This is a genomic window from Streptomyces sp. SPB162, assembly GCF_029504575.1.
In the GTDB taxonomy this organism is placed as follows: domain Bacteria; phylum Actinomycetota; class Actinomycetes; order Streptomycetales; family Streptomycetaceae; genus Actinacidiphila.
Genome location: NZ_JAQFII010000001.1, coordinates 3,011,534 through 3,033,828, shown reverse-complemented (window position 1 = coordinate 3,033,828; position 22,295 = coordinate 3,011,534). Strand labels below are relative to the sequence as shown.

Annotated in this window: 14 protein-coding genes and 1 pseudogene; 11 read left to right on the top strand and 4 right to left on the bottom strand. The window is 71.4% G+C overall.

Features of this window, described 5'->3' with window-relative positions; all coding sequences use genetic code 11:
* Positions 1–3 precede the first annotated feature (3 nt).
* Positions 4–1,290 carry a glycerophosphoryl diester phosphodiesterase membrane domain-containing protein gene (locus M2266_RS13780; RefSeq protein ID WP_277438463.1) on the bottom strand — a complete coding sequence of 429 codons (1,287 nt, stop codon included), beginning with the start codon at positions 1,288–1,290 and terminating at the stop codon, positions 4–6.
* Positions 1,291–1,377: 87 nt separating this feature from the next.
* On the opposite strand from M2266_RS13780, the gene mtnA reads away from it, so the two are divergent.
* The 7 genes from mtnA (at position 1,378) to M2266_RS13745 (ending at position 9,827) form a co-directional block, all read left to right on the top strand.
* On the top strand, positions 1,378–2,445 hold the full coding sequence (gene mtnA / locus M2266_RS13775) for an S-methyl-5-thioribose-1-phosphate isomerase (RefSeq protein WP_277438462.1): 1,068 nt from the start codon (positions 1,378–1,380) through the stop codon (positions 2,443–2,445).
* Between the two features lie 244 nt (positions 2,446–2,689).
* Positions 2,690–3,367 carry a two-component system response regulator MtrA gene (gene mtrA, locus M2266_RS13770; protein ID WP_277438461.1) on the top strand — a complete coding sequence of 226 codons (678 nt, stop codon included), beginning with the start codon at positions 2,690–2,692 and terminating at the stop codon, positions 3,365–3,367.
* Between the two features lies 1 nt (position 3,368).
* Entirely contained in the window at positions 3,369–5,273 is a 1,905-nt protein-coding gene (gene mtrB, locus M2266_RS13765) for an MtrAB system histidine kinase MtrB (RefSeq protein ID WP_277438460.1), read from the top strand.
* The gene (locus M2266_RS13760) at positions 5,273–7,123 is read left to right on the top strand and encodes an LpqB family beta-propeller domain-containing protein (protein ID WP_277438459.1); all 1,851 of its coding nucleotides are present in this window, start codon (positions 5,273–5,275) and stop codon (positions 7,121–7,123) included. The genes mtrB and M2266_RS13760 overlap by 1 nt, the downstream gene beginning before the upstream one ends.
* 125 nt (positions 7,124–7,248) lie before the next feature.
* Entirely contained in the window at positions 7,249–7,962 is a 714-nt protein-coding gene (locus M2266_RS13755) for a phosphoribosyltransferase family protein (protein WP_277438458.1), read from the top strand.
* Between the two features lie 280 nt (positions 7,963–8,242).
* Positions 8,243–8,920 (top strand): ribosome-associated translation inhibitor RaiA, encoded by a 678-nt coding sequence (raiA, locus tag M2266_RS13750; RefSeq protein ID WP_277438457.1) that lies wholly within the window; start codon positions 8,243–8,245, stop codon positions 8,918–8,920.
* Positions 8,921–9,086: 166 nt separating this feature from the next.
* The gene (locus M2266_RS13745) at positions 9,087–9,827 is read left to right on the top strand and encodes a response regulator transcription factor (protein WP_277438456.1); all 741 of its coding nucleotides are present in this window, start codon (positions 9,087–9,089) and stop codon (positions 9,825–9,827) included.
* 36 nt (positions 9,828–9,863) lie between these two features.
* Here M2266_RS13745 and M2266_RS13740 read toward each other — a convergent pair whose 3' ends face one another.
* Together M2266_RS13740 and M2266_RS13735 are read right to left on the bottom strand one after the other, a co-directional pair.
* Positions 9,864–11,060, bottom strand: a complete 1,197-nt coding sequence (locus M2266_RS13740) for a crosslink repair DNA glycosylase YcaQ family protein (protein WP_277438455.1) — start codon at positions 11,058–11,060, stop codon at positions 9,864–9,866.
* Positions 11,061–11,341: 281 nt separating this feature from the next.
* Positions 11,342–11,933 (bottom strand): annotated as a pseudogene (locus tag M2266_RS13735) (GNAT family N-acetyltransferase).
* A gap of 224 nt (positions 11,934–12,157) precedes the next feature.
* Here M2266_RS13735 and secA point away from each other — a divergent pair.
* Positions 12,158–14,935: a preprotein translocase subunit SecA gene (gene secA, locus M2266_RS13730; RefSeq protein WP_277438454.1), complete on the top strand. Its 2,778-nt coding sequence runs from the start codon at positions 12,158–12,160 to the stop codon at positions 14,933–14,935.
* 93 nt (positions 14,936–15,028) lie between these two features.
* Here secA and M2266_RS13725 read toward each other — a convergent pair whose 3' ends face one another.
* The gene (locus M2266_RS13725; RefSeq protein ID WP_277438453.1) at positions 15,029–15,505 is read right to left on the bottom strand and encodes an Rv3235 family protein; all 477 of its coding nucleotides are present in this window, start codon (positions 15,503–15,505) and stop codon (positions 15,029–15,031) included.
* 205 nt (positions 15,506–15,710) lie between these two features.
* On the opposite strand from M2266_RS13725, the gene M2266_RS13720 reads away from it, so the two are divergent.
* From M2266_RS13720 to M2266_RS13710, 3 genes are all read left to right on the top strand, one after another.
* On the top strand, positions 15,711–16,217 hold the full coding sequence (locus M2266_RS13720) for a hypothetical protein (protein WP_277438452.1): 507 nt from the start codon (positions 15,711–15,713) through the stop codon (positions 16,215–16,217).
* Positions 16,218–16,327: 110 nt separating this feature from the next.
* The gene (locus tag M2266_RS13715; protein ID WP_277438451.1) at positions 16,328–16,984 is read left to right on the top strand and encodes an HAD family hydrolase; all 657 of its coding nucleotides are present in this window, start codon (positions 16,328–16,330) and stop codon (positions 16,982–16,984) included.
* Positions 16,985–17,291: 307 nt separating this feature from the next.
* Positions 17,292–22,235: an NAD-glutamate dehydrogenase gene (locus tag M2266_RS13710; RefSeq protein WP_277438450.1), complete on the top strand. Its 4,944-nt coding sequence runs from the start codon at positions 17,292–17,294 to the stop codon at positions 22,233–22,235.
* The last annotated feature ends 60 nt before the right edge of the window (positions 22,236–22,295 follow it).

The window sequence follows — 22,295 nt, the reverse complement described above, 5'->3', positions numbered from 1 at the left end:
GGGTCAGCTCTCGGGGGTGACGCGGTCCGGGGCCCCGGTGCCGCCGTAGCCGGGAAGGCCCGCGGCGCGGGCCAGTTCGATGTCGAGGGCCTCGCGGCGGATGCGCTGGTCCATGTAGAGCAGGGTGGAGACGCCCGCGCTGATGGGGAGGGTGATGGCAGTGCCGATGACGCCGCCGATGGCGGTGACGATGAGGAAGGTCCAGCCGAGGTCGGCGTTCTGGGACATGAAGGAGCCCGCGCCGTCTCCGCCGACGGCCCCGGCGATCAGCGTGAACGGGACCTGGATGGTGCCGGAGACGATGCTGGTCAGGAGCCAGGCCAGCAGCTGGACGCCGAGGATCCGCCACCAGGCGCCGCGCACCAGTTTCATGGAGCGCTTCATGGACGTGATGACGTTCTGCTTCTCCAGCATGAGCGCGGGGGAGGCCAGGCTCCAGCGGACCGACAGCCAGATCGCTACGCCGCAGCCGGCGAGGCCGCCGAGCACGGCCAGGGCGATACCGCCTCCGGTGGCGCCCAGGGCGATGACCACGATGCCCGGCACGGTGGCCACCGCGACGATCAGGATGGCGATCAGGGGCAGTAGCAGGGTCAGCCCCAGCAGGCGCAGCAGTTGGGGACGGGCGTCCCGCCAGGCCTCGCCGGTGGTGACCGGGCGTCCCAGTACCGCTCGGCTGATCACCATGGTGAGCATCGCGGTCGCGAAGATCATGGCGATGAGGCTGATCAGGGCGGCGGCACCGGAGCCGGCGATGGCACCGCCGGCCGCGCGCAGGATCTCGCCGGAGGTCGCGTTCGGGTCGTCCTGCACCCGGCTGAAGTCGGAGTCGTTGGTCAGGAACAGGCCCTGGACGACGACGAGCACGGCCTGGGTGATCAGCGCGACGGCGAGCGAGATGCCCAGCACGACCCGCCAGTGGGCGCGCATGGTGGAGACCGCGCCGTCGAGGATCTCACCGACGCCCAGCGGGCGGAGGGGGATCACACCGGGCTTGGCCGCCGGGGGCCTGCCCCAGGGCGCCGACTGCCAGCCGCCCGGGGCGCCCCAGCCAGGGCCGGGGGGCGGGGGCGGCGGACTGCCCCAGCCGCCTGCTGGAGGGGGCGGACCGCCCCAGCCGCCGCCCGCCGGAGCGGACCACTGGTTGGGCGGGGGCTGCTGCTTGGACCAGTTCGGCGCCGCGTCCTGCGGAGCCGGGGGCGGTGGGGGCGGCGTCTGGGGACTGTCGCCGCGCTCCGGCTCGCTGGAGTCGGAGGATCCGGGCGATGCCCAGCCCGGAGTGTCGTTCATCGCTGCTGCCCCTTCGCCTGTGTTCAGTGTGCTGGCCATCGTGCCATGGGCTGCCGCCAGTGGGGTCCGGCAGGGCAGACTGGGCGGATGGGTGATCAGTTCTCGATACCGGTGGCCGACGGCATTCCCGCGCTCCGATGGGAGGAGCCGCCGGAGGGGCCGGTACTGGTGCTCCTCGACCAGACCCGGCTGCCGGCCGAGGAGGTGGAGCTGGCCTGCACCGATGTGCAGGCGCTGGTGCAGGCGATCCGCGACCTCGCGGTGCGCGGAGCACCGCTGTTGGGGCTGGCCGGGGCCTACGGAGTGGCCCTCGCCGCGGCGCGCGGCTACGACGTGGAAGAGGCGGCGGACCTGCTGTCCGCGGCCCGGCCGACCGCCGTCAATTTGGCGTACGGGGTGCGCAGAGCGGTGGAGGTGTACCGGGCGGCGGCGCCTGAGGGTCTGGAGGCGGCCGCGGCCGCCGTGCTCGCCGAGGCCCGTGCGCTGCACGCCGAGGACGCGGCGGCCAGCGCGTCCATGGCCCGCCGTGGCGCGGAACTGCTGGCAGAGCTGGCGCCGGGCGGCGGGTACCGCATCCTGACGCACTGCAACACCGGGGCACTGGTGTCCGGCGGGGAGGGAACGGCGCTCGCCGTTGTGCTGGCGGTGCACCGGTCGGGGGAGCTGCGCCGGCTGTGGGTCGACGAGACCCGTCCGCTGCTCCAGGGCGCCCGGCTGACCGCGTACGAGGCGGCGCGCGCGGGTATGCCGTACACCGTGCTCACCGACAACGCGGCGGGTTCGCTCTTCACGGCGGGTGAGGTCGACGCGGTCCTGATCGGGGCGGACCGGATCGCCGCCGACGGCTCGACGGCGAACAAGATCGGCAGCTATCCGCTGGCCGTGCTCGCCCGCTACCACAATGTGCCGTTCATCGTGGTGGCGCCGTGCACGACCGTGGACCTGGCGACTCCGGACGGGGCCTCGATCGAGGTGGAGCAGCGGCCGGGCCATGAGGTGACGGATCTGGGGTCGCCGCTCGGCGCCCGTGCGTACAACCCCGCGTTCGACGTCACACCGCCGGAGTTGATCACGGCCGTCGTCACCGAGCGCGGCGTCGTCTCCCCGGTCACGGCGGACGCACTCAGGGTGATGTGCGGTCTGGGCGCGGAGTGACGGCCGGGACCGTCGCGCGCTTGCGCTGCGTAACCTGTCGCGCCGCCGCCGGCGTACGGTTCCCCCGACTGTGGCGAGATCCCGCACTGGCGTCTGTGCGCAGGACCGAAGTGGTCCGCAGGCCATTTTTCGCCACTGCGCGATACTGCAGGTCGGCGGCTGACCTGCGCAGACACGCCCACGGTGGGAGTGACCATTAACACGCTGGTCGATCAAACGGTTACGACAATGGGATGATGATGCAATGAAGGGTCGAGTCCTGGTCGTCGATGACGACACCGCACTGTCCGAGATGCTCGGCATCGTGCTGCGTGGTGAAGGTTTTGAGCCGTCGTTCGTAGCGGACGGTGACAAGGCCCTCGCCGCTTTCCGGGAGACCAAGCCTGATCTGGTTCTCCTCGACCTCATGCTCCCGGGTCGGGACGGCATCGACGTATGCCGGCAGATCCGCGCGGAGTCCGGGGTACCTATCGTCATGCTCACCGCGAAGAGCGACACGGTCGACATCGTGGTGGGTCTGGAGTCCGGCGCCGACGACTACGTCGTCAAGCCGTTCAAGCCGAAGGAGCTGGTCGCACGCGTCCGGGCCCGGTTGCGGCGGGCGGAGGAGCCGACGCCCGAGCAGCTCACGATCGGCGACCTCGTCATCGACGTGGCCGGGCACTCCGTCAAGCGTGACAGCCAGCCGATCGCGCTGACGCCGCTCGAGTTCGACCTGCTGGTCGCGCTCGCCCGCAAGCCCTGGCAGGTCTTCACCCGCGAGGTGCTGCTCGAGCAGGTGTGGGGCTACCGGCACGCGGCCGACACCCGGCTGGTCAACGTGCACGTCCAGCGGCTGCGCTCGAAGGTCGAGCAGGACCCCGAGCGTCCCGAGATCGTGGTGACCGTCCGTGGCGTCGGCTACAAGGCCGGTCCGGGCTGACATGTCGGCGTCGTACGAGCGTGAGCGCTTGGAGAGCCGGCACGTGGACCCCCTGAGCGGTCTGCTGCCGGTGCTGCGCTCGTGCGTGCGCTGGGCACGCCGTCCGCTGCTGCCCGCTGTCCGGCTGTGGCGGCGCAACATCCAGTTGCGGGTGGTGGCGGTGACGCTGCTGATGTCGCTGGGTGTGGTGCTGCTGCTGGGCGTGGTCGTCATCGGGCAGGTGAAGAACGGCCTGCTCGACGCGAAGGAGCAGGCCTCGCGCGGCCAGGCCAGCGGCGGCTTCTCCGTGGCGCAGGCGCAGGCCGACAAGGAGAAGGAGCGGGACGCCGTTCCGGCCGCGGGCGGCGGGACCACCCGTGGGGCGATCGACTCCGGCACGTGGCTGAACAACCTGGTCGGCCAGCTCGCCAGTGGCGGCAAAGGCGTCTACTCGGTCGTCGCGCTCAGCCCCGGGACCGGTGACGGGGCGGATGCCCGCGGTCCGCGCACCTCAGGTCTGGTGCTGCCCGACGACAGCATTCCGCAGGACCTGCGCGACAGCGTGGAGACCCGCTCCGGATCGAGCGAGACCTACGCGACGATCAAGCGGGAGAACGATCCGCGCCCGGAGAACGGGCTGGTCATCGGCAAGCGGCTGAGCGACGTGAACGGCAAGCCCTACCAGCTGTACTACCTCTTCCCGTTCGATCAGGAGGAGACGACCCTCGGCCTGGTCAAGCGGACTCTGGCGACGGCGGGGATCTTCGTCGTGGTGCTGCTCGGGGCCATCGCCTGGCTGGTCACCCGCCAGGTCGTGACCCCGGTCAGGATGGCCGCCGGGATCTCCGAGCGGCTCGCCGCCGGGCGGCTCCAGGAGCGGATGAAGGTCTCGGGCGAGGATGACATCGCGCGGCTCGGCGAGTCCTTCAACAAGATGGCGCAGACCCTGCAGATCAAGATCCAGCAGCTGGAGGAGTTGTCCCGGCTGCAGCGCCGCTTCGTCTCCGACGTCTCGCACGAGCTGCGGACGCCACTCACCACGGTCCGGATGGCCGCCGACGTCATCCATGACGCCCGCGAGGACTTCGACCCGGTGACCGCGCGCTCCGCCGAACTGCTGGGCAGCCAGCTCGACCGGTTCGAGGGACTGCTCTCCGATCTGCTGGAGATCAGCCGGTTCGACGCGGGCGCCGCGGACCTGTCCGCGGAACCGATCGACCTGCGGGACGTGGTGCGACGGGTGGTGGACGCCGCCGAGCCGCTGTCCGAGCGCAAGGGCAGCCGGGTGATCGTCAGGGGCGACGAGCAGCCGGTGATAGCGGAGGCCGACTCGCGCCGGGTCGAGCGCGTGCTGCGCAACCTCGTGGTCAACGCCGTGGAGCACGGCGAGGGCCGCGATGTGGTGATCCGGCTGGCGACGGCCGACGGAGCGGTCGCGGTCGCCGTGCGGGACTACGGCGTGGGACTCAAGCCCGGTGAGGCGACCCGGGTGTTCAACCGGTTCTGGCGCGCCGATCCGGCGCGGGCCCGTACCACCGGCGGAACGGGCCTCGGCCTGTCGATCGCGGTGGAGGATGCCCGGCTGCACGGCGGGTGGCTGCAGGCGTGGGGCGAGCCCGGCGGCGGCTCGCAGTTCCGCATGACGCTGCCGCGTACGGCCGGCGAGAGCCTGCGCGGCTCACCGATCGCGCTGGAGCCCGAGGACTCGCGCCGCAACCGCGGCCTGAACGCCGCCGGCACGCCGCCGCGGCCGGACGCCCCGCCGATGCCGCGCACGTCACCCCTGTCGCCGGCGCTGCCGCCCATGCCGTCGGCCCCGGCGCGCCCGCCGTCCGCGAACCCCGCGGCGCTGCCCGGGAACGGGTCGCGGGTGGTGGGCCACGAGCCGGGCACCCCGGGAGAATCTGCACGGGAGGACGAACGCTGATGCGGGCGATGGGGGAGCGGCGGGCCCGATGGGGCGGCCGTCAGGCCCGGCTGTGGGTGCCGGCGGTGTGCGCGGTGCTGCTCGCCGGATGCGCCTCGATGCCGGGCAGCGGTGAGGTGCACAAGGTCGCGGGAGAGCAGAGCGCCGACTCGGACCAGCAGGTCCAGGTGCTCGGGATCAAGCCGCAGCCCGGGGAGTACCCCGACCAGATCGTGCGGGGCTTCCTGGAGGCGACGACCAGCGACGAGGCCGAGTACGCGACGGCCAAGGAGTACCTGACGACGTCGGCGGCGAAGCGCTGGGACCCGTTCGCGAAGATCACGGTCCTGTCGGGCGGCCCGTCGCCGGTCGAGGAGCAGTCCGGGAGCGCGCGCAAGGAGGGTTTCCACTCGTTCGGGCTGAACGGTACGCAGGTCGCGGCGGTGGACGCGAAGCACGCCTACACCTCGGGCGACGGAACCGCCTTCCACACCTCCTTCCAGCTGGTGAAGGAGAAGAACGAGTGGCGGATCGACGGGGTGGACGACGGGCTGGTGCTGACCGAGTCCGACTTCCAGCGGATCTACCACTCCGTCAACATGTACTACTTCGCCAACCTCGGGACGACCGGTCCGGGTGCGTCGACGCTGGTGGCCGACCCGGTGTACCTGCGGCGGCGGATAAATTCGCTGGAGTCCGCGGTCTCGGCGATGCTCGGCGGCCCGACCGACTGGCTCGCCCCGGTGGTGCGCTCCGAGGCGCCCAAGGGCGTGGCGCTCTACAACAAGGACGCGGACCACGGGGTCTCCCTCGACGACGCGCAGCACCTGCGGGTGCGGCTGAACTCGATGGCGGACCGGATGGGCGCGGCGCAGTGCCAGCGGCTGGCGGCACAGTTGCTGCCCACGGCACAGAGCCAGTCGGCGACGAAGATCACCTCGGTGGAGGTGCAGCGCGCGAACGGTGATTCGGCGTGCACGCTGTCGGACGAACGGGCCAAGCCGTATCTGCCGGAGACGCTGAGCGGGGTGTCGCCCCGGCAGTTCTTCATCGACGAGCGTCAGCAGCTCGTCTCGCTGCCCGACGACAGCATCTCGACGGCGGAACCGGTGCCGGGCGTGCTGGGCGGGGCCACCGCGAAACTGGTGTCGGCGGCGGTCAAACGGGACGAGCAGTACGCGGCCGGGGTCAAGGCCGGTGGCCGCGACCTGGTCGTCGCGAACATCTCCAAGGGCTCGGCCGATCCCGGCAGGGTGGTGCTGACCAGCACCGCGCACGCCGCGAACGACGGTCTGAGCGCGCCCAGCTGGGACGGGTACGGAGACCTGTGGGTCGCGGACCGCGACGGCGCGCGGTCCCGGCTGCTGATGCTGCGGGACGGCGCGGGCGACCCCCGCGAGGTGGTGGTGCCGGATCTCGGCGACGCGCGCATCCAGTCGCTGCGCGTCGCGGCGGACGGGACGCGGATCGCGATGCTGGTCAAGAAAGGCAACCGCACGTCGCTGAAACTCGGCCGGATCGAGCGGGGCGGCACGGCGGAGGCGCCCGTGATCACGGTGACGGCGCTGAAGGGTGTGACGCCGCAGCTGGAGGACGTCACCGCCGCGTCCTGGGCGGGCGGCAGCCGGCTGCTGGTGGTCGGGACCGAGTCGGGCGGCCTGCAGCAGATCCAGTACATGAACACGGACGGCTCACTGCCGTCCACCCCCGCTCTGCCGGGGATCAGCGACGCGGCCTCGGTGGCGGCGTCGGAGGACCAGACGAAGCCGCTGCTGGCGGCATATAAGGGCGGCATCTACCGGCTCCTGGCACAGGACGCGAACTGGAAGCAGGTCGCGGCGAAGGGCATCGGGCCGGTCTACCCGGGCTGACGTCCGCTGTCGTCCGGCTGACGTGCGGCTGCCCGTGAGGGCCTGGCCCGGGTCCCCCACGCGGGTTTTCCACAGGCTGGGCAGGGGGCTGGTGGAGGGCCCCCGCAGCGGGCAGAGTGGTGGCCATGCGGGCGTGGTGGACGGAGTTCGCCGGGCTGGTCCTGCCGGTCGACTGCGCGGGTTGCGGTCGACCGCGCACGGCCCTGTGCGGCGGGTGTGGAGAGCTGCTGGGCTCGCCGGACGGGGCGGCCGTGCGGCGGGTGCGGCCGGATCCGGCGCCGAGCGGGCTGCCGGTGGTGCACGCGGCGGCGGTCTACGCGGACGAGGTGCGGGCGGTGGTGCTCGCGCACAAGGAACGCGGCGCGCTGGGACTGGCCCGGCCGCTGGGCGCGGCGCTGGCCGGGGCGGTGCTCCGGATGGGTGCTGTGGGGCCGCTGCTTCTGGTGCCGGTGCCTTCCGCGCGGCGGACGGTGGCGGCCCGGGGACACGACGCCACCCGGCGGATCGCGCGGTGCGCGGCCGCTGAGCTGCGCCGGTCGGGGCGGCGGGCGCGGGTGGCCGCGGTGCTGCGCCACGGGCGGGCGGTCGCCGACCAGACGGGGCTGAGCGGCCGCGAGCGGCTGGCGAACCTGTCGGGCGCCGTGGTGGCAGCGAGGGGCTGTCGCGGGCTGTTGGAGGTGGCTCCTGTGGTGCTGGTGGACGACCTCATGACGACCGGGGCCTCGCTGGCCGAGGCGGCGCGGGCGGTGGAGGCGGCGGGCGGCCGGATCGCGGGCGCGGCGGTGGTCGCGGGGCCGGCGGAAACGGAACTTTGGTCCGGAGGACGTCGTTGCAGCTAGTACAGCCGGGCGTTCACCCGAACGGAGGTATACCGATGCTGGGGATGCCGACCTCCGCACTCCAGGACTATGTTCGGTTGTGAGGCAGGGTGAACACCATGGGGTGTTGATCTTGCTGGTGGGGGAGAAGGAGGTGAAAGCCGCGGCTTCGGTGGCTCCGGCGAATTTCGGGGCAGGAGAAGCAGCAGCTGACGCAGCGCCGGACGGGACAGGTGCCCGGCCGGCCTAAGCGATTGGGATGCGCTCCGCGCGTTCGGAGCGATCCGGAACGGAGTTCTGAGTGGACATCGTCATCAAGGGCCGCAAGACCGAGGTGGCTGATCGGTTCCGTAAGCACGTGACCGAGAAGCTGGACAAGATCCAGAAGCTCGATGGCAAGGTGATCAGCCTGGACGTCGAGGTGTCCAAAGAGCTCAACCCCCGCCAGTCGGACAGGTCCGACCGGGTGGAGATCACACTGAACACCCGCGGCCCCGTGGTGCGAGCCGAGGCCTCTGCGGCCGATCCGTATGCCGCGCTCGACCTCGCGGTGGCCAAGCTCGAGGCGCGGCTGCGCAAGGCGGCCGACAAGCGCCGGGTGCACCATGGCGGAGGGCGTACGCCGGTCAGCGTCGCCCAGGCCACAGCCGGGCTGACGGGTGAGCTGAACGGCTCGGCGCCCGCGCCGGCCGCGGAGGACGCCGTACCGACGACCCGGATCGGGCCGCTCGAGGTGCAGGGGGACGGCCCGTTGGTAGTGCGCGAGAAGACGCACGCCGCCGCGCCGATGGCGCTCGACCAAGCCCTCTACGAGATGGAGCTGGTCGGGCACGACTTCTACCTTTTCATCGACTCCGACACGAACTCGCCGAGTGTCGTCTACCGGCGGCACGGCTACGACTACGGAGTCCTTCACCTGAAGGCGGACCCGTCCGCCGAGGAGGCGCCCTCAGGCGCGGGCGGCGCGCTCCGCCGCTGATTTTCCCCGCCGCACGGCCATATGGATGGCGCCGCCCCCGGACACTCCTCCGGGGGCGGCGCCGCGCCCCGGACGGTCCGGCCCCCCAGCCACGAAAGCACCAGACGGCCCCCAGTCGTGAAAGCATGGGACAAGCTGCCAACTCTGGCCTGAGGGGGAGGATCTGATGCCGGACAGCTTCGAGCCCGCAGACATCGGCGACGAGGGGCGCGGTCCCGCGAGGGACCACCTGGAGGCGCCCCGCAAGGAGCCCATCAGGGTGCTGGTCGTCGACGATCACGCCCTGTTCCGGCGAGGCCTGGAGATCGTCCTCGCCCAGGAGGAGGACATCCAGGTCATCGGTGAGGCGGGGGACGGCGCGGAGGCGGTGGAGAAGGCCGCCGACCTGCTGCCGGACATCGTGCTGATGGACGTCAGGATGCCCAGGCGCGGCGGTATCGAGGCCTGCACCTCGATCAAGGAGGTCGCCCCCAGCGCCAAGATCATCATGCTGACGATAAGCGACGAAGAGGCCGACCTCTACGAGGCGATCAAGGCCGGCGCGACGGGATACCTCCTCAAGGAGATCTCCACGGACGAGGTCGCCACCGCCATCCGCGCCGTGGCCGACGGTCAGTCGCAGATCAGTCCCTCGATGGCGTCGAAGCTCCTCACCGAGTTCAAGTCGATGATCCAGCGGACCGACGAGCGGCGACTGGTGCCCGCGCCGCGGCTCACCGACCGGGAGCTGGAAGTGCTCAAGCTCGTGGCGACCGGCCTGAACAACCGTGACATCGCCAAGCAGTTGTTCATCAGCGAGAACACCGTGAAGAACCACGTGCGCAACATCCTGGAGAAGCTGCAGCTGCACTCCCGGATGGAGGCCGTGGTCTACGCGATGCGCGAGAAGATCCTCGAGATCCGGTAGCCCGCGCGAGGGCGGGCGCGAGCCGGCGGCCGTGCGTCAGCGGCGGTCGTGCGTCAGGCGCAGTGCGTCCGCCAGCGGCTCCCGCAGTGTCTCCGGCAGCACCCGCTCCACCCGCGCGTCCGTGCAGCCGACCCAGCCGGCCGCCTCGGCGATCGCCTCGGCCGCCGGCTGCACCGCCTTCGGGCCCTCGAGCGTCACCTGTCGGGCCACGAGGGTGCTGCCCTCGCGTGCCGGGTCCACCCGGCCCACCAGATTGCCGCCCGCCAGCAGCGGCATCGCGAAGTAGCCGTGGACGCGCTTCGGCTTGGGGACGTACGCCTCCAGCCGGTGGGTGAAACCGAAGATCCGCTCCGTACGCGGCCGGTCCCAGACCAGGGAGTCGAACGGGGAGAGCAGCGTGGTGCGGTGCCGGCCGCGCTTCGCGGCGGACTCGGCGTCCAGTACCAGCGGGTCCGCCCAGGCCGGCTTGGCCCAGCCCTCGACCTCGACCGGGACGAGCCCGGAGTCCTCGATCACCGACATCACCTGCTCGCCCTTGAGCCGGTGGTAGTCCGCCAGGTCGGCGCGGGTGGCCACGCCCATCGCCGCCCCGGCCTGCGCCACGAGCCGCCGCACGCACTCGGCGTCCGAGAGGTCGTCATGCAGCAGGGCGCCGGGAACGGCGCGCTCCGCGAGGTCGTAGACGCGCTTCCAGCCGCGCCGCTCCGTGCAGACCACCTGCCCGGTGTCCAGCAGCCACTCCACCGCGATCTTCGTCTCCGACCAGTCCCACCACGGGCCGCCGTTCTTGGCGCCGCCCAGTTCCGTGGACGTGAGCGGCCCGTCGGCCTTGAGCCGGTCCAGCACGGCTCCGCACGAGCGATCCGCGTCCTCCAGCACGTGCCAGCGGTGGCCCTTGTCCCGCCGGGCGCGGCGCCGGAAGGCGAAGTGCGGCCACTCCTCGATGGGCAGGATGCAGGCGGCGTGCGACCAGTACTCGAACGCGTGGGAGCCGTTCCAGTACGCCTTCTCGACGGTCTCCCGGCTCACGGCGCCCAGCCGCGCGTACGGGATGAGCTCGTGCGACCGCGCCAGGACGGAGATCGTGTCGAGCTGCACCGCCCCGAGTCTGCGCAGTACCCCGCGAACCCCCGCGCGCCGGTCCGGCACGCCGAGCAGGCCCTGCGCCCGCAGAGCGATCCGGCGGGCGTCATCCGCGGACAGGGTGGCTACGGGAGGCGGCAGCGGAGTCATGCCGCAGAGCCTAGAACGCGCCACTGACAATGCCGCATGCCCCCTGGGTTCCGCCCGTTCGAAGCCCGTTCGAGCCCGCCCGGAACCCGCCCGAGCCTGGCCGAGCCCGCCCGAAACCTGCCCCAAGCCCGCCCGAGCCCGCCCGGAACCCGCCCGAGCCTGGCCGAGCCCGCCCGAAGCCCGCCCGAGCCCGCCCGAAGCCCGCCCGAAGCCCGCCCGAAACCTGCCCCAAGCCTGCCCGAAGCCCGCCCGAGCCCGCCCCCCAGCCCGCCCGAGGTGACTTACGCGCCCGGGAACGCCAGGTACGGCGTCGACAGCGGAAGTCCCAGGTCCGAGGGGAGCAGCGAACCCGACCAGCAGTCCCGCCGGGTGCCGTTGTGGATGATCTTGGCGCGCTGGGTGCCCTCCAGGACGAAGCCGATCCTGCGGGCGACCGCGCGCGACCCCTCGTTGCCGGCGTCCGCGTACCACTCCATGCGCTCCACGCCCGAGGTCGGTGAACGCCCACCGGCACACCGCGAGGCCCGCCTCGGCGGTGTACCCGCGGCCGCGCTGCTCCCTGACCGTCCAGTAGCCGAGTTCGGCCTGGTGGTCGGGCGGCCCCAGCCTGCCGAGCCGCACCAGTCCGATGGACCCGACCAGCGTGCCGTCGTCCTTGGTGAAGGCGCCGAAGTTGTAGAGGATGTCGTCCGCCCACCCCTGGGCGCTCACCGGACCCGTGAAGTCCGCCGCGTGCTCCCGCGTGTACGGCGAGGGGACGCTGGTCCAGCGGGAGATCTCGGGGTCCTGGCACGCCTGGTACACGGCGTCGGCGTCGGCCGGCTCCAGAGTGCGCAGGAGGAGACGTTCTGTGGTGAGGGTGGTGGGCTCCATGAGCGGAGTATCCCCGACCGCCGGGACCGCCCGGCGGGCGCCCGTCGCCGAGCCGGTTGAAAAGGCGATTTGTAGTACTACGCGGGGTGACGCAGGACCGGTGTGCTGACGGACCTCCCGGCCCGCAGGTGTCCTCGCTTACGATGGCCGTTGCGGCGGAGTGCATCCCGCTGTGCCCAGCGCGAGATTACGTGCCAGGCCCGACCGGCAAGGAGCCAGCCTACGTGTCCGTCTTCAACAAGCTCATGCGTGCAGGCGAAGGCAAGATCCTGCGCAAGCTGCACCGCATCGCGGACCAGGTCAATTCCATTGAAGAGGACTTCGTCAATCTGACGGACGCCGAGCTGCGGGCCCTCACCGCCGAGTACAAGGAGCGGTTCGAGGGTGGCGAGACCCTGGACGACCTGCTCCCCGAGGCGTTCGCCACGGTTCGTGAGGCCTCCAAGCGCGTGCTCGGCCAGCGCCACTACGACGTCCAGATGATGGGCGGTGCCGCCCTCCACCTCGGATACGTCGCGGAGATGCGCACCGGTGAGGGCAAGACCCTGGTCGGCACCCTGCCCGCGTACCTGAACGCGATCTCCGGCAAGGGCGTCCACCTCATCACCGTCAACGACTACCTCGCCGAGCGTGACTCGGAGTGGATGGGCCGGGTGCACAAATTCCTCGGCCTCCAGGTCGGCTGCATCCTGGCGAACATGTCGCCGGCGCAGCGCCGCGAGATGTACGCCTGCGACATCACGTACGGCACCAACAACGAGTTCGGCTTCGACTACCTGCGCGACAACATGGCGTGGTCGAAGGACGAGCTGGTGCAGCGCGGCCACAACTTCGCGATCGTCGACGAGGTCGACTCGATCCTCGTGGACGAGGCCCGTACCCCGCTGATCATCTCCGGCCCGGCAGACCAGGCGACCAAGTGGTACGCCGACTTCGCCCGCCTGGTGAAGCGGCTGAACCGGGGCGAGGCCGGCAGCATCGGCGTCGAGGAGACCGGTGACTACGAGGTCGACGAGAAGAAGCGCACGGTCGCCATCCACGAGAGCGGCGTCGCCAAGGTCGAGGACTGGCTCGGCATCGACAACCTCTACGAGTCGGTGAACACCCCGCTCGTCGGTTACCTGAACAACGCGATCAAGGCCAAGGAGCTCTACAAGAACGACAAGGACTACGTCGTCATGGACGGCGAAGTCATGATCGTCGACGAGCACACCGGCCGTATCCTCGCGGGCCGCCGCTACAACGAGGGCATGCACCAGGCGATCGAGGCGAAGGAAGGGGTGGACATCAAGGACGAGAACCAGACCCTCGCCACGATCACTCTGCAGAACTTCTTCCGCCTCTACGACAAGCTCTCCGGCATGACCGGTACGGCCATGACCGAGGCCGCCGAGTTCCACCAGATCTACAAGCTGGGCGTCGTCCCGATCCCGACCAACCGCGACCTCGCGCGCCTGGACCGGGCGGACCTGATCTACCGCACCGAGGAGGCGAAGTTCGCGGCGGTCGTCGAGGACATCGCCGAGAAGCACGAGAAGGGCCAGCCGGTCCTGGTCGGCACGGTCTCGGTCGCGAAGTCCGAGTACCTGTCGGCGCAGCTGGCCAAGCGCGGTGTCCCGCACGAGGTGCTGAACGCCAAGCAGCACGACCGGGAGGCGTCCATCGTCGCCCAGGCCGGCCGCAAGGGCGCGGTCACCGTCGCCACGAACATGGCCGGCCGCGGCACCGACATCAAGCTCGGCGGCAACCCCGAGGACCTCGCCGAGGCCGAGCTGCGCCAGCGCGGCCTGGACCCGGTCGAACACGTCGAGGAGTGGGCCGCGGACCTGCCGGCGGCGCTCAAGCGCGCCGAGGCGGCCGTGAAGGCCGAGTTCGAAGAGGTCAAGGAGCTCGGCGGCCTGTACGTGCTGGGCACCGAGCGCCACGAGTCCCGCCGGATCGACAACCAGCTGCGCGGTCGTTCCGGCCGTCAGGGCGACCCGGGCGAGTCCCGCTTCTACCTCTCCCTGGGCGACGACCTGATGCGCCTGTTCAAGGCGCAGATGGTCGAGCGCGTGATGTCGATGGCCAACGTGCCGGACGATGTCCCGATCGAGAACAAGATGGTGACGCGCGCGATCGCGTCCGCCCAGTCGCAGGTCGAGCAGCAGAACTTCGAGATCCGTAAGAACGTCCTCAAGTACGACGAGGTGCTCAACCGGCAGCGCGAGGTCATCTACGGCGAGCGCCGCCGCGTCCTGGAGGGCGAGGACCTGCACGAGCAGGTGCGGCACTTCATGGACGACACGATCGAGGCGTACATCGAGGCCGAGACGAAGGACGGCTTCGCCGAGGACTGGGACCTGGACCGGCTGTGGAACGCCTTCGGGCAGCTCTACCCGATCAAGATCACCGTCGAGGACCTCGAGGACGCGGCCGGCGACCGGGCCGGCATCACCGCCGAGTTCATCGCCGCGACGGTCAAGGACGACATCACCGAGCAGTACGAGGAGCGCGAGGCGCAACTCTCCGGTGACGTCATGCGCGAGCTGGAGCGCCGCGTGGTCCTGTCGGTGCTGGACCGCAAGTGGCGTGAGCACCTCTACGAGATGGACTACCTCCAGGAGGGCATCGGGCTGCGCGCCATGGCGCAGCGCGACCCGCTGGTCGAGTACCAGCGCGAGGGCTTCGACATGTTCACCGCCATGATGGAGGGCATCAAGGAGGAGTCCGTCGGCTACCTGTTCAACCTGGACGTCCAGGTCGAGCAGCAGGTCGAGGAGGTCCCGGTCGAAGACGCGGCGCCGTCGCTCGTCAAGGAGGCCCGTCCCGAGATCCGCGCCAAGGGCCTGGACGCCCCGCAGCGCCCCGACCGGCTGCACTTCTCCGCTCCTTCGGTGGACGGCGAGGGCGGTGTCGTCGAGGGCGACTTCGAGAACGAGAACGGCGGTTCGGACTCGGACGGCCAGACCCGCGCGGAGCGCCGCAAGGCCGCCAAGGGCGGCAAGCGCCGCAAGAAGTAGCGCAGGCGGGACGCACGAGGCACGACAGCGAAGCACCGGCCGGGGCCGGGCTCCCATCACGGGGGTCCGGCCCCGGCCGCGTTCGTACCCCCGTCAGCGGGCCTCGACCGCGGTGCAGCGCCAGACACCCCCGCCCGCTCCTTCGGCCGCACCCGCCGCCGGGCCGCGCTCCAGGCGGAAGGCGATGGCCCGGAAGGCGTCATGGGTCAGGGAGACGACGGCCGTCACCTCCAGGGCGCCGTCGTGCTGCCGCGCGACCTGGCAGCTGTGGACGTAGGGCGCCTGGCCGCGGGCCCGGTGCCGCCAGTCGGCGCGTGCGTTCACCAGCTCCCAGAGCCGGTCGTAGGCGGGGCCGCGGACCCGGCCGGCCAGGCAGCTGATGGGCTGCCGGCCGGTGAGGACGGTGAGCAGCCGGCCGGCGAACCACAGGTGCGGCGGAACGGCTGCCGCCCGGCCCGCCCATCCCTCCCGGACCGGCGGGCGCCGGTGGTCGTGCCGGTTCGGCGGGCCGGACCTGCGGGCGGCGCGGGCCGGTCCGGGACGGGCGGACGCGGGTGACGTGACGGCCATGTTGGTACCCCCGTGGTGCGGTGCGGGCGGGATCATCCGGTTGCGCCGGCGCCACCGGGCGGCCCCGGCCGCCGGTTTCTACCGTTCGGTAACCCGGTTGTACGGGGGCGGGCGGCGGCGGGCAACGGCGTCCGCGGGCGCGGGGCACGGGCGGCCGTTTCACCTATCCGCGTGGTCGCGCCGTTCCGCACGTATGCTGACCGGCATGCGCGTCTACATCCCCACGACCCTGCCCGGCCTGGCCGGGGCCCACAAGGCGGGCGAACTGGGCCCCGCCCCGCTGGACGCCTACGCGGTCACCCCCAGCCTTCGCGAGTGGTACGTCTCCGACGACATCGAGGAGCTGGAGTACGCGGCTCTGACCCGGGCCGCCCAGGCGTCGCTCCGGCAGCTCGCCGTGGCCCCCGACGTCCCGCGCCGCCGTGTCGTGCTCGCGGTGGACGTGCCGGAGTCGGCCGTCTCCTTCGACCCGGACCGCGGGCTGGACTCGGCCGCCCTCGGTGAGGTCCGGCTGGCCGCCGCGGTGTCGATGCGCGACGCCGCCGCCGTACACCTGGACGCCGACGAAGCGGAGGAGGACGTGACCGCCGCCGCGCTGGCGCTGGGCGCGGCCGACGCGGGCGACGACGACGCCCGGTTCACCGTCGACGGCGCTGAGGACCACGAACTGCTCTGGTTCGCGACCCAGGAGATCCCCAACCTGATCGGCTGAGGCCCCCGGACCCTCCGGTGCCGCCCGGCCCTCCGTTCCGCCCCGGTCCCGTGCCGCCCGGACCCCGTGCGGCCGCCGGGCTGTCGTAGCCGCCGGGTAACGTCGTGAGGGTGAACGCGCATCTGGTGTGGGACTGGAACGGGACCCTCTTCCACGACATCGACGCGGTGCTGGAGGCCACGAACGCCTCCTTCGCCGAGCTCGGCCTGTCCCCGATCACGCTGGACCGCTACCGCGAGCTGTACTGCGTACCCGTGCCGAAGTTCTACGAGCGGCTGATCGGCCGGCTGCCCACGGACGCCGAGTGGCTGGCGATGGACGAGGCGTTCCACCGCCACTACTGGGAGCGGGCCGGCGACTGCGCTCTCGCCGAGGGCGCGGCCGAGCTGCTGGCCGCCCAGCAGCTCGCGGGGCTGACGCAGTCGCTCTGCTCGCTCGCCCCGCACGATCTGCTGATACCGATCGTGCGCACCCATGGCATCGAGCGGCACTTCGTCCGGATGGACGGTTCGACCGGGCCGTCCGGCGGCGGCAAGGCCGCCCAGATGGTCCGCCACCTGGCCGCGCTGGAGGGCGTCGCGCCCGACCGCGTGGTCGTCATCGGGGACGCGGTGGACGACGCGCTGGCGGCCGCCCACGCGGGAGCGCACGCCGTCCTGTACACCGGCGGCTCGCACAGCCGGGTCAGCCTGGCGGCGGCCGGAGTGCCGGTGGTGGATTCGCTCGCGGAGGCGGTCGAGGCCGCCCGGCGCCTCGCCGCGAAGTGATCAGCCGTGCTGACCGCGTCTGAGCCTGCCTGAACTCAACGGACGCGCAACTGTTTGCGCCCTGTCCATTTGGTCCAAGAATCCGTCCGCTATTTGTACAGAGGCGTCCCCTGACAGCCCCCCCGGCCGGAGCGATAGCCTTACTGCGTGATCAGCGTTGATCCCTGCAGGCGAGTCCGACCCGTAAACCGGGGTCCGGCTCCCCTGTACCCAGGCATAGCGTCGTCCCGTAGCGGTGAACCCGCGCACCGGGACGCCGCGCCATCACCCGACGTCACGCAACGGCGCGCGACAGGAGTCAGAGGACATGCAGACCAAGCTGGACGAAGCCAAGACCGAGCTGCTCGCACGGGCGGCCCGGGTAGCTGAGAACAGCCCGGCAGGGGGACCACCCGGCCAGGGCCTCGACCAAGAGGCGCTGCTCGCGTTCCTCCAGCGCTACTACCTGCACACGGCACCCGAGGACCTGCTCGACCGCGATCCGGTCGACGTGTACGGCGCGGCGCTGTCCCACTACCGACTCGCGGAGCTGCGCCCCCAGGGCACCGCGAACGTCCGGGTGCACACCCCGACGGTCGAGGAGAACGGCTGGGCGTGCAGCCACACCGTCGTCGAGGTCGTCACCGACGACATGCCCTTCCTCGTCGACTCGGTCACCAACGCCCTGTCGCAGGCCGACCGGGCGATCCACGTGGTGGTCCACCCGCAGATCGTGGTGCGTCGCGACCTGACGGGGAAGCTGCTGGAGATCATCGACTCCGGCTGCGGGGTGCACGACAACGGCGGCGCCCCCGCCGATCTGCCGCACGACGCGCTCACCGAGTCCTGGATCCACGTCGAGATCGACCGCGAGACCGACCGCGACGACCTCAAGGAGATCACCGCGGAGCTGCGCGGCGCGCTGTCCGACGTCCGTGAGTCCGTCGAGGACTGGACGAAGATGCGCGAGGCGACGCTCCGGATCGCCGAGGAGCTCGCCGCGACGCCGCCGCCGCTGCCCGAGCAGGAGGTCGGCGAGGCCTGGGAGCTGATGCGCTGGCTCGCCGACGACCACTTCACGTTCCTCGGCTACCGCGAGTACGAGCTGACGACCGCCGCCGGCCCCGACGGCAGCGGTGAGGACGTCCTGTCCGCCGTGCCCGGCACCGGCCTGGGCATCCTGCGCTCCGACCCCCAGCACGGGGACGACGGCACCCACCCCGGTTCCCCCTCGTTCAACCGGCTGCCGGTCGACGCACGGGCCAAGGCCCGTGAGCACAAACTGCTGATCCTCACCAAGGCCAACAGCCGCTCCACCGTCCACCGGCCCTCCTACCTCGACTACGTCGGGGTGAAGAAGTTCGACGCCGAGGGCAACGTCATCGGCGAGCGGCGCTTCCTGGGCCTGTTCTCCTCCGCCGCGTACACCGAGTCGGTACGGCGCGTCCCGGTGATCCGCCGCAAGGTGGAGGAGGTGCTGGAGGGCGCCGGCTTCACCCCGGACAGCCACGACGGCCGCGACCTGCTCCAGATCCTGGAGACCTACCCGCGCGACGAGCTGTTCCAGACGCCGGCCGACGAGCTGCGCTCCATCGTCACCAGCGTCCTGTACCTGCAGGAGCGCCGCCGGCTGCGGCTGTTCCTCCGGCAGGACGAGTACGGCCGGTACTACTCCGCGCTGGTCTACCTGCCGCGCGACCGCTACACCACGGCGGTGCGGCTGCGGCTCACCAACATCCTCCAGGACGAGCTGAACGGCCACAGCGTCGACTTCACCGCCTGGAACACCGAATCGGTGCTCTCCCGGCTGCACTTCGTCGTCCGGGTGGCCCCCGGTACGGCCCTCACCGACCTCACCGAGGCCGAGATCGAGCGGATCGAGGCCCGGCTCGTCGAGGCCGCCCGCTCCTGGGCCGACGGCTTCGCCGAGGCGCTCAACGCCGAGTGCGGCGAGGAGCGGGCCGCGGAACTGACCCGCAGCTACGCCCAGGCCTTCCCCGACGGCTACCGGGCCGACTTCACCCCCCGCTCCGCCGTCGCGGACCTGCAGCACATCGAACGCCTCAAGCCCGAGGGCGACTTCACCCTCAGCCTGTACGAGCCGGTCGGCGCGGCCCCCGGGGAGCGGCGCTTCAAGATCTACCGCACCGGCGCGCCCGTCTCGCTCTCCGCCGTCCTGCCGGTGCTGCAGAAGCTCGGCGTCGAGGTCGTGGACGAGCGCCCCTACGAGCTGCGCCGCACCGACCACACCCGTGCCTGGGTGTACGACTTCGGCCTGCGGCTCGACACCTCCCTCGGCGATCTCGGCGACGACGCCCGCGAGCGCTTCCAGGAGGCGTTCGCCGCCACCTGGACCGACGAGGCGGAGAACGACGGCTTCAACGCCCTGGTGCTGCGCGCCGGGCTGAACTGGCGCCAGGCCATGGTGCTGCGCGCCTACGCCAAGTACATGCGGCAGGCCGGCTCCACCTTCAGCCAGGACTACATGGAGGACACCCTCCGCAACAACGTCCACACCACCCGGCTGCTGGTCAACCTCTTCCAGGCCCGGATGTCGCCCGACCACCAGCGGGCCGGCAAGGAGCTGACCGACGGGCTCCTGGAGGAGCTCGACGGCGCGCTCGACCAGGTCGCCTCGCTGGACGAGGACCGCATCCTGCGCTCCTTCCTCACCCTCATCAAGGCGACGCTGCGCACCAACTACTTCCAGCGCCGCGACGACGGGCAGTGGCACAGCTACCTGTCGATGAAGTTCGACCCGCAGGCGATCCCGGACCTGCCCGCGCCGCGCCCGGCGTTCGAGATCTGGGTGTACTCGCCGCGGGTCGAGGGCGTCCACCTGCGCTTCGGCAAGGTCGCCCGCGGCGGCCTGCGCTGGTCCGACCGGCGCGAGGACTTCCGTACCGAGGTACTGGGCCTGGTCAAGGCGCAGATGGTGAAGAACACCGTGATCGTGCCGGTCGGCGCCAAGGGCGGCTTCGTCGGCAAGCGGCTGCCCGACCCGGCGGTGGACCGTGACGCGTGGCTGGCCGAGGGCATCGCCTCGTACAAGACGTTCATCTCCGGCCTGCTCGACATCACCGACAACCTGGTGGGCGGCGAGGTCGTCCCGCCGAACGGCGTGGTGCGGCACGACGAGGACGACACGTACCTGGTCGTCGCGGCGGACAAGGGCACGGCGTCCTTCTCCGACATCGCCAACGAGGTCGCCGTCAGCTACGGCTTCTGGCTGGGCGACGCGTTCGCCTCCGGCGGCTCGGTCGGCTACGACCACAAGAAGATGGGCATCACCGCCAAGGGCGCCTGGGAGTCGGTCAAGCGGCACTTCCGCGAGATGGGCCACGACTCGCAGTCCGAGGACTTCACGGTCGTCGGCGTCGGCGACATGTCGGGCGACGTGTTCGGCAACGGGATGCTGCTCAGCGAGCACATCCGGCTGATCGCCGCCTTCGACCACCGGCACATCTTCCTGGACCCGAACCCCGACGCGGCCACCTCCTTCGCCGAACGGCGTCGGATGTTCGAGCTGCCGCGCTCCTCGTGGGCCGACTACGACACGTCGCTGATCTCGGCGGGCGGCGGCGTCCACCCCCGCAGCGCCAAGTCCATCCCGATCACCGCGCAGGTCCGCAAGGCGCTCGGCATCGAGTCGAACGTCGCCAAGATCACGCCCGCCGAGCTGATGAAGGCGATCCTGCAGGCCCCCGTGGACCTGCTCTGGAACGGCGGCATCGGCACCTACGTCAAGGCCTCGACCGAGTCGCACGCCGACGTCGGCGACAAGGCCAACGACGCGATCCGCGTCGACGGCGCCGACCTGCGGGTCAAGGTCGTCGGCGAGGGCGGCAACCTGGGGCTGACGCAGCTCGGCCGGATCGAGTTCGCCGTGAACGGCGGCAGGATCAACACCGACGCGATCGACAACAGCGCCGGTGTGGACGCCTCGGACCACGAGGTCAACATCAAGATCCTGCTCAACAGCGTGGTCGCGGACGGCGATCTGACCGTCAAGCAGCGCAACACGCTGCTCGCCGCGATGACCGACGAGGTCGGCGGCCTCGTGCTGCGCAACAACTACGCGCAGAACGTGGCGCTGGGGAACGGCATGGCGCAGGCCTCCAGCCTGCTCCACGCCCACCAGCGCTTCATGCGCAAGCTGGTCCGCGACGGCCGGCTCGACCGGGCGCTGGAGTTCCTCCCCACCGACCGGCAGATCCGCGAGCGGCTCGCCAACGGCCAGGGCCTGAGCCAGCCCGAGCTCTCCGTGCTGATGGCGTACACGAAGATCACGGTCGCGGAGGAGCTGATCCACACCGACCTCCCGGAGGATCCGTACCTGCGCACGCTGCTGCACGACTACTTCCCGCAGCCGCTGCGCGAGCGGTTCGCGCCGCAGATCGAGAACCACGCGCTGCACCGTGAGATCGTCACGACGATGCTGGTCAACGACACCGTCAACACCGGTGGCACGACCTTCCTGCACCGTTTCCGCGAGGAGATCGGGGCGACCGGCGAGGAGATCGTCCGGGCGCACACCGCCGCCCGCGCGATCTTCGGACTCCCCGCGATCTGGGACGCGGTCGAGGCGCTCGACAACGCCGTGCCCGCCGACGTGCTCACCCGCGTCAGGCTGCACTCGCGCCGCCTCGTCGAGCGCGCCACGCGCTGGCTGCTCAACAACCGGCCGCAGCCGCTCCAGATCGCCGAGACGATCGAGTTCTTCCGTGACGGGGTGGAGACCGTCTGGGCGCAGCTGCCGAAGCTGGTGCGCGGCGCCGACCTGGAGTGGTACCAGAACATCTACGACGAGCTGACCGGCGCGGGCGTCCCGGCGGAGCTGGCCACCCGGGTCGCGGGCTTCTCCTCCGCCTTCCCGGCCCTCGACATCGTCGATGTCGCGGACCGCTCCGGCAAGGACCCGATCGAGGTCGCCGAGGTCTACTACGACCTCGCCGACCGGCTCCGGATCACCCAGCTGCTGGACCGCATCATCGAGCTGCCGCGGGCCGACCGCTGGCAGTCGATGGCCCGCGCGGCCATCCGCGAGGACCTCTTCGCGGCGCACGCCTCGCTCACCGCCGACGTGCTGGCCGCCGGGAACGGCACCTCCACCCCGGAGCAGCGCTTCAAGACGTGGGAGGAGCAGAACGCGGCGCTCATCGGCCGCGCCAGGACCACCCTCGAGGAGATCCAGGGCTCGGAGGAGTTCGATCTCGCGAACCTCTCGGTCGCGATGCGGACGTTCCGCACGCTGCTGCGCGCCCGCCGCTGACACCGCCCGCCGCTGACACCGCGCGATGACGCCGGCCGGACCCCGTACCCCGGGGTCCGG

Bases quoted from the DNA above. Each gene is read 5' to 3' on its own strand.
- M2266_RS13760 (WP_277438459.1), top strand. From the start codon at position 5,273: ATGCGGGCGATGGGGGAGCGGCGGGCCCGATGGGGCGGCCGTCAGGCC.
- M2266_RS13725 (WP_277438453.1), bottom strand. From the start codon at position 15,505: ATGGCCGTCACGTCACCCGCGTCCGCCCGTCCCGGACCGGCCCGCGCC.
- M2266_RS13740 (WP_277438455.1), bottom strand. From the start codon at position 11,060: ATGACTCCGCTGCCGCCTCCCGTAGCCACCCTGTCCGCGGATGACGCC.
- mtrA (WP_277438461.1), top strand. From the start codon at position 2,690: ATGAAGGGTCGAGTCCTGGTCGTCGATGACGACACCGCACTGTCCGAG.
- M2266_RS13720 (WP_277438452.1), top strand. From the start codon at position 15,711: ATGCGCGTCTACATCCCCACGACCCTGCCCGGCCTGGCCGGGGCCCAC.
- M2266_RS13755 (WP_277438458.1), top strand. From the start codon at position 7,249: ATGCGGGCGTGGTGGACGGAGTTCGCCGGGCTGGTCCTGCCGGTCGAC.
- M2266_RS13745 (WP_277438456.1), top strand. From the start codon at position 9,087: ATGCCGGACAGCTTCGAGCCCGCAGACATCGGCGACGAGGGGCGCGGT.
- mtnA (WP_277438462.1), top strand. From the start codon at position 1,378: ATGGGTGATCAGTTCTCGATACCGGTGGCCGACGGCATTCCCGCGCTC.
- mtrB (WP_277438460.1), top strand. From the start codon at position 3,369: ATGTCGGCGTCGTACGAGCGTGAGCGCTTGGAGAGCCGGCACGTGGAC.
- M2266_RS13780 (WP_277438463.1), bottom strand. From the start codon at position 1,290: ATGAACGACACTCCGGGCTGGGCATCGCCCGGATCCTCCGACTCCAGC.
- M2266_RS13710 (WP_277438450.1), top strand. From the start codon at position 17,292: ATGCAGACCAAGCTGGACGAAGCCAAGACCGAGCTGCTCGCACGGGCG.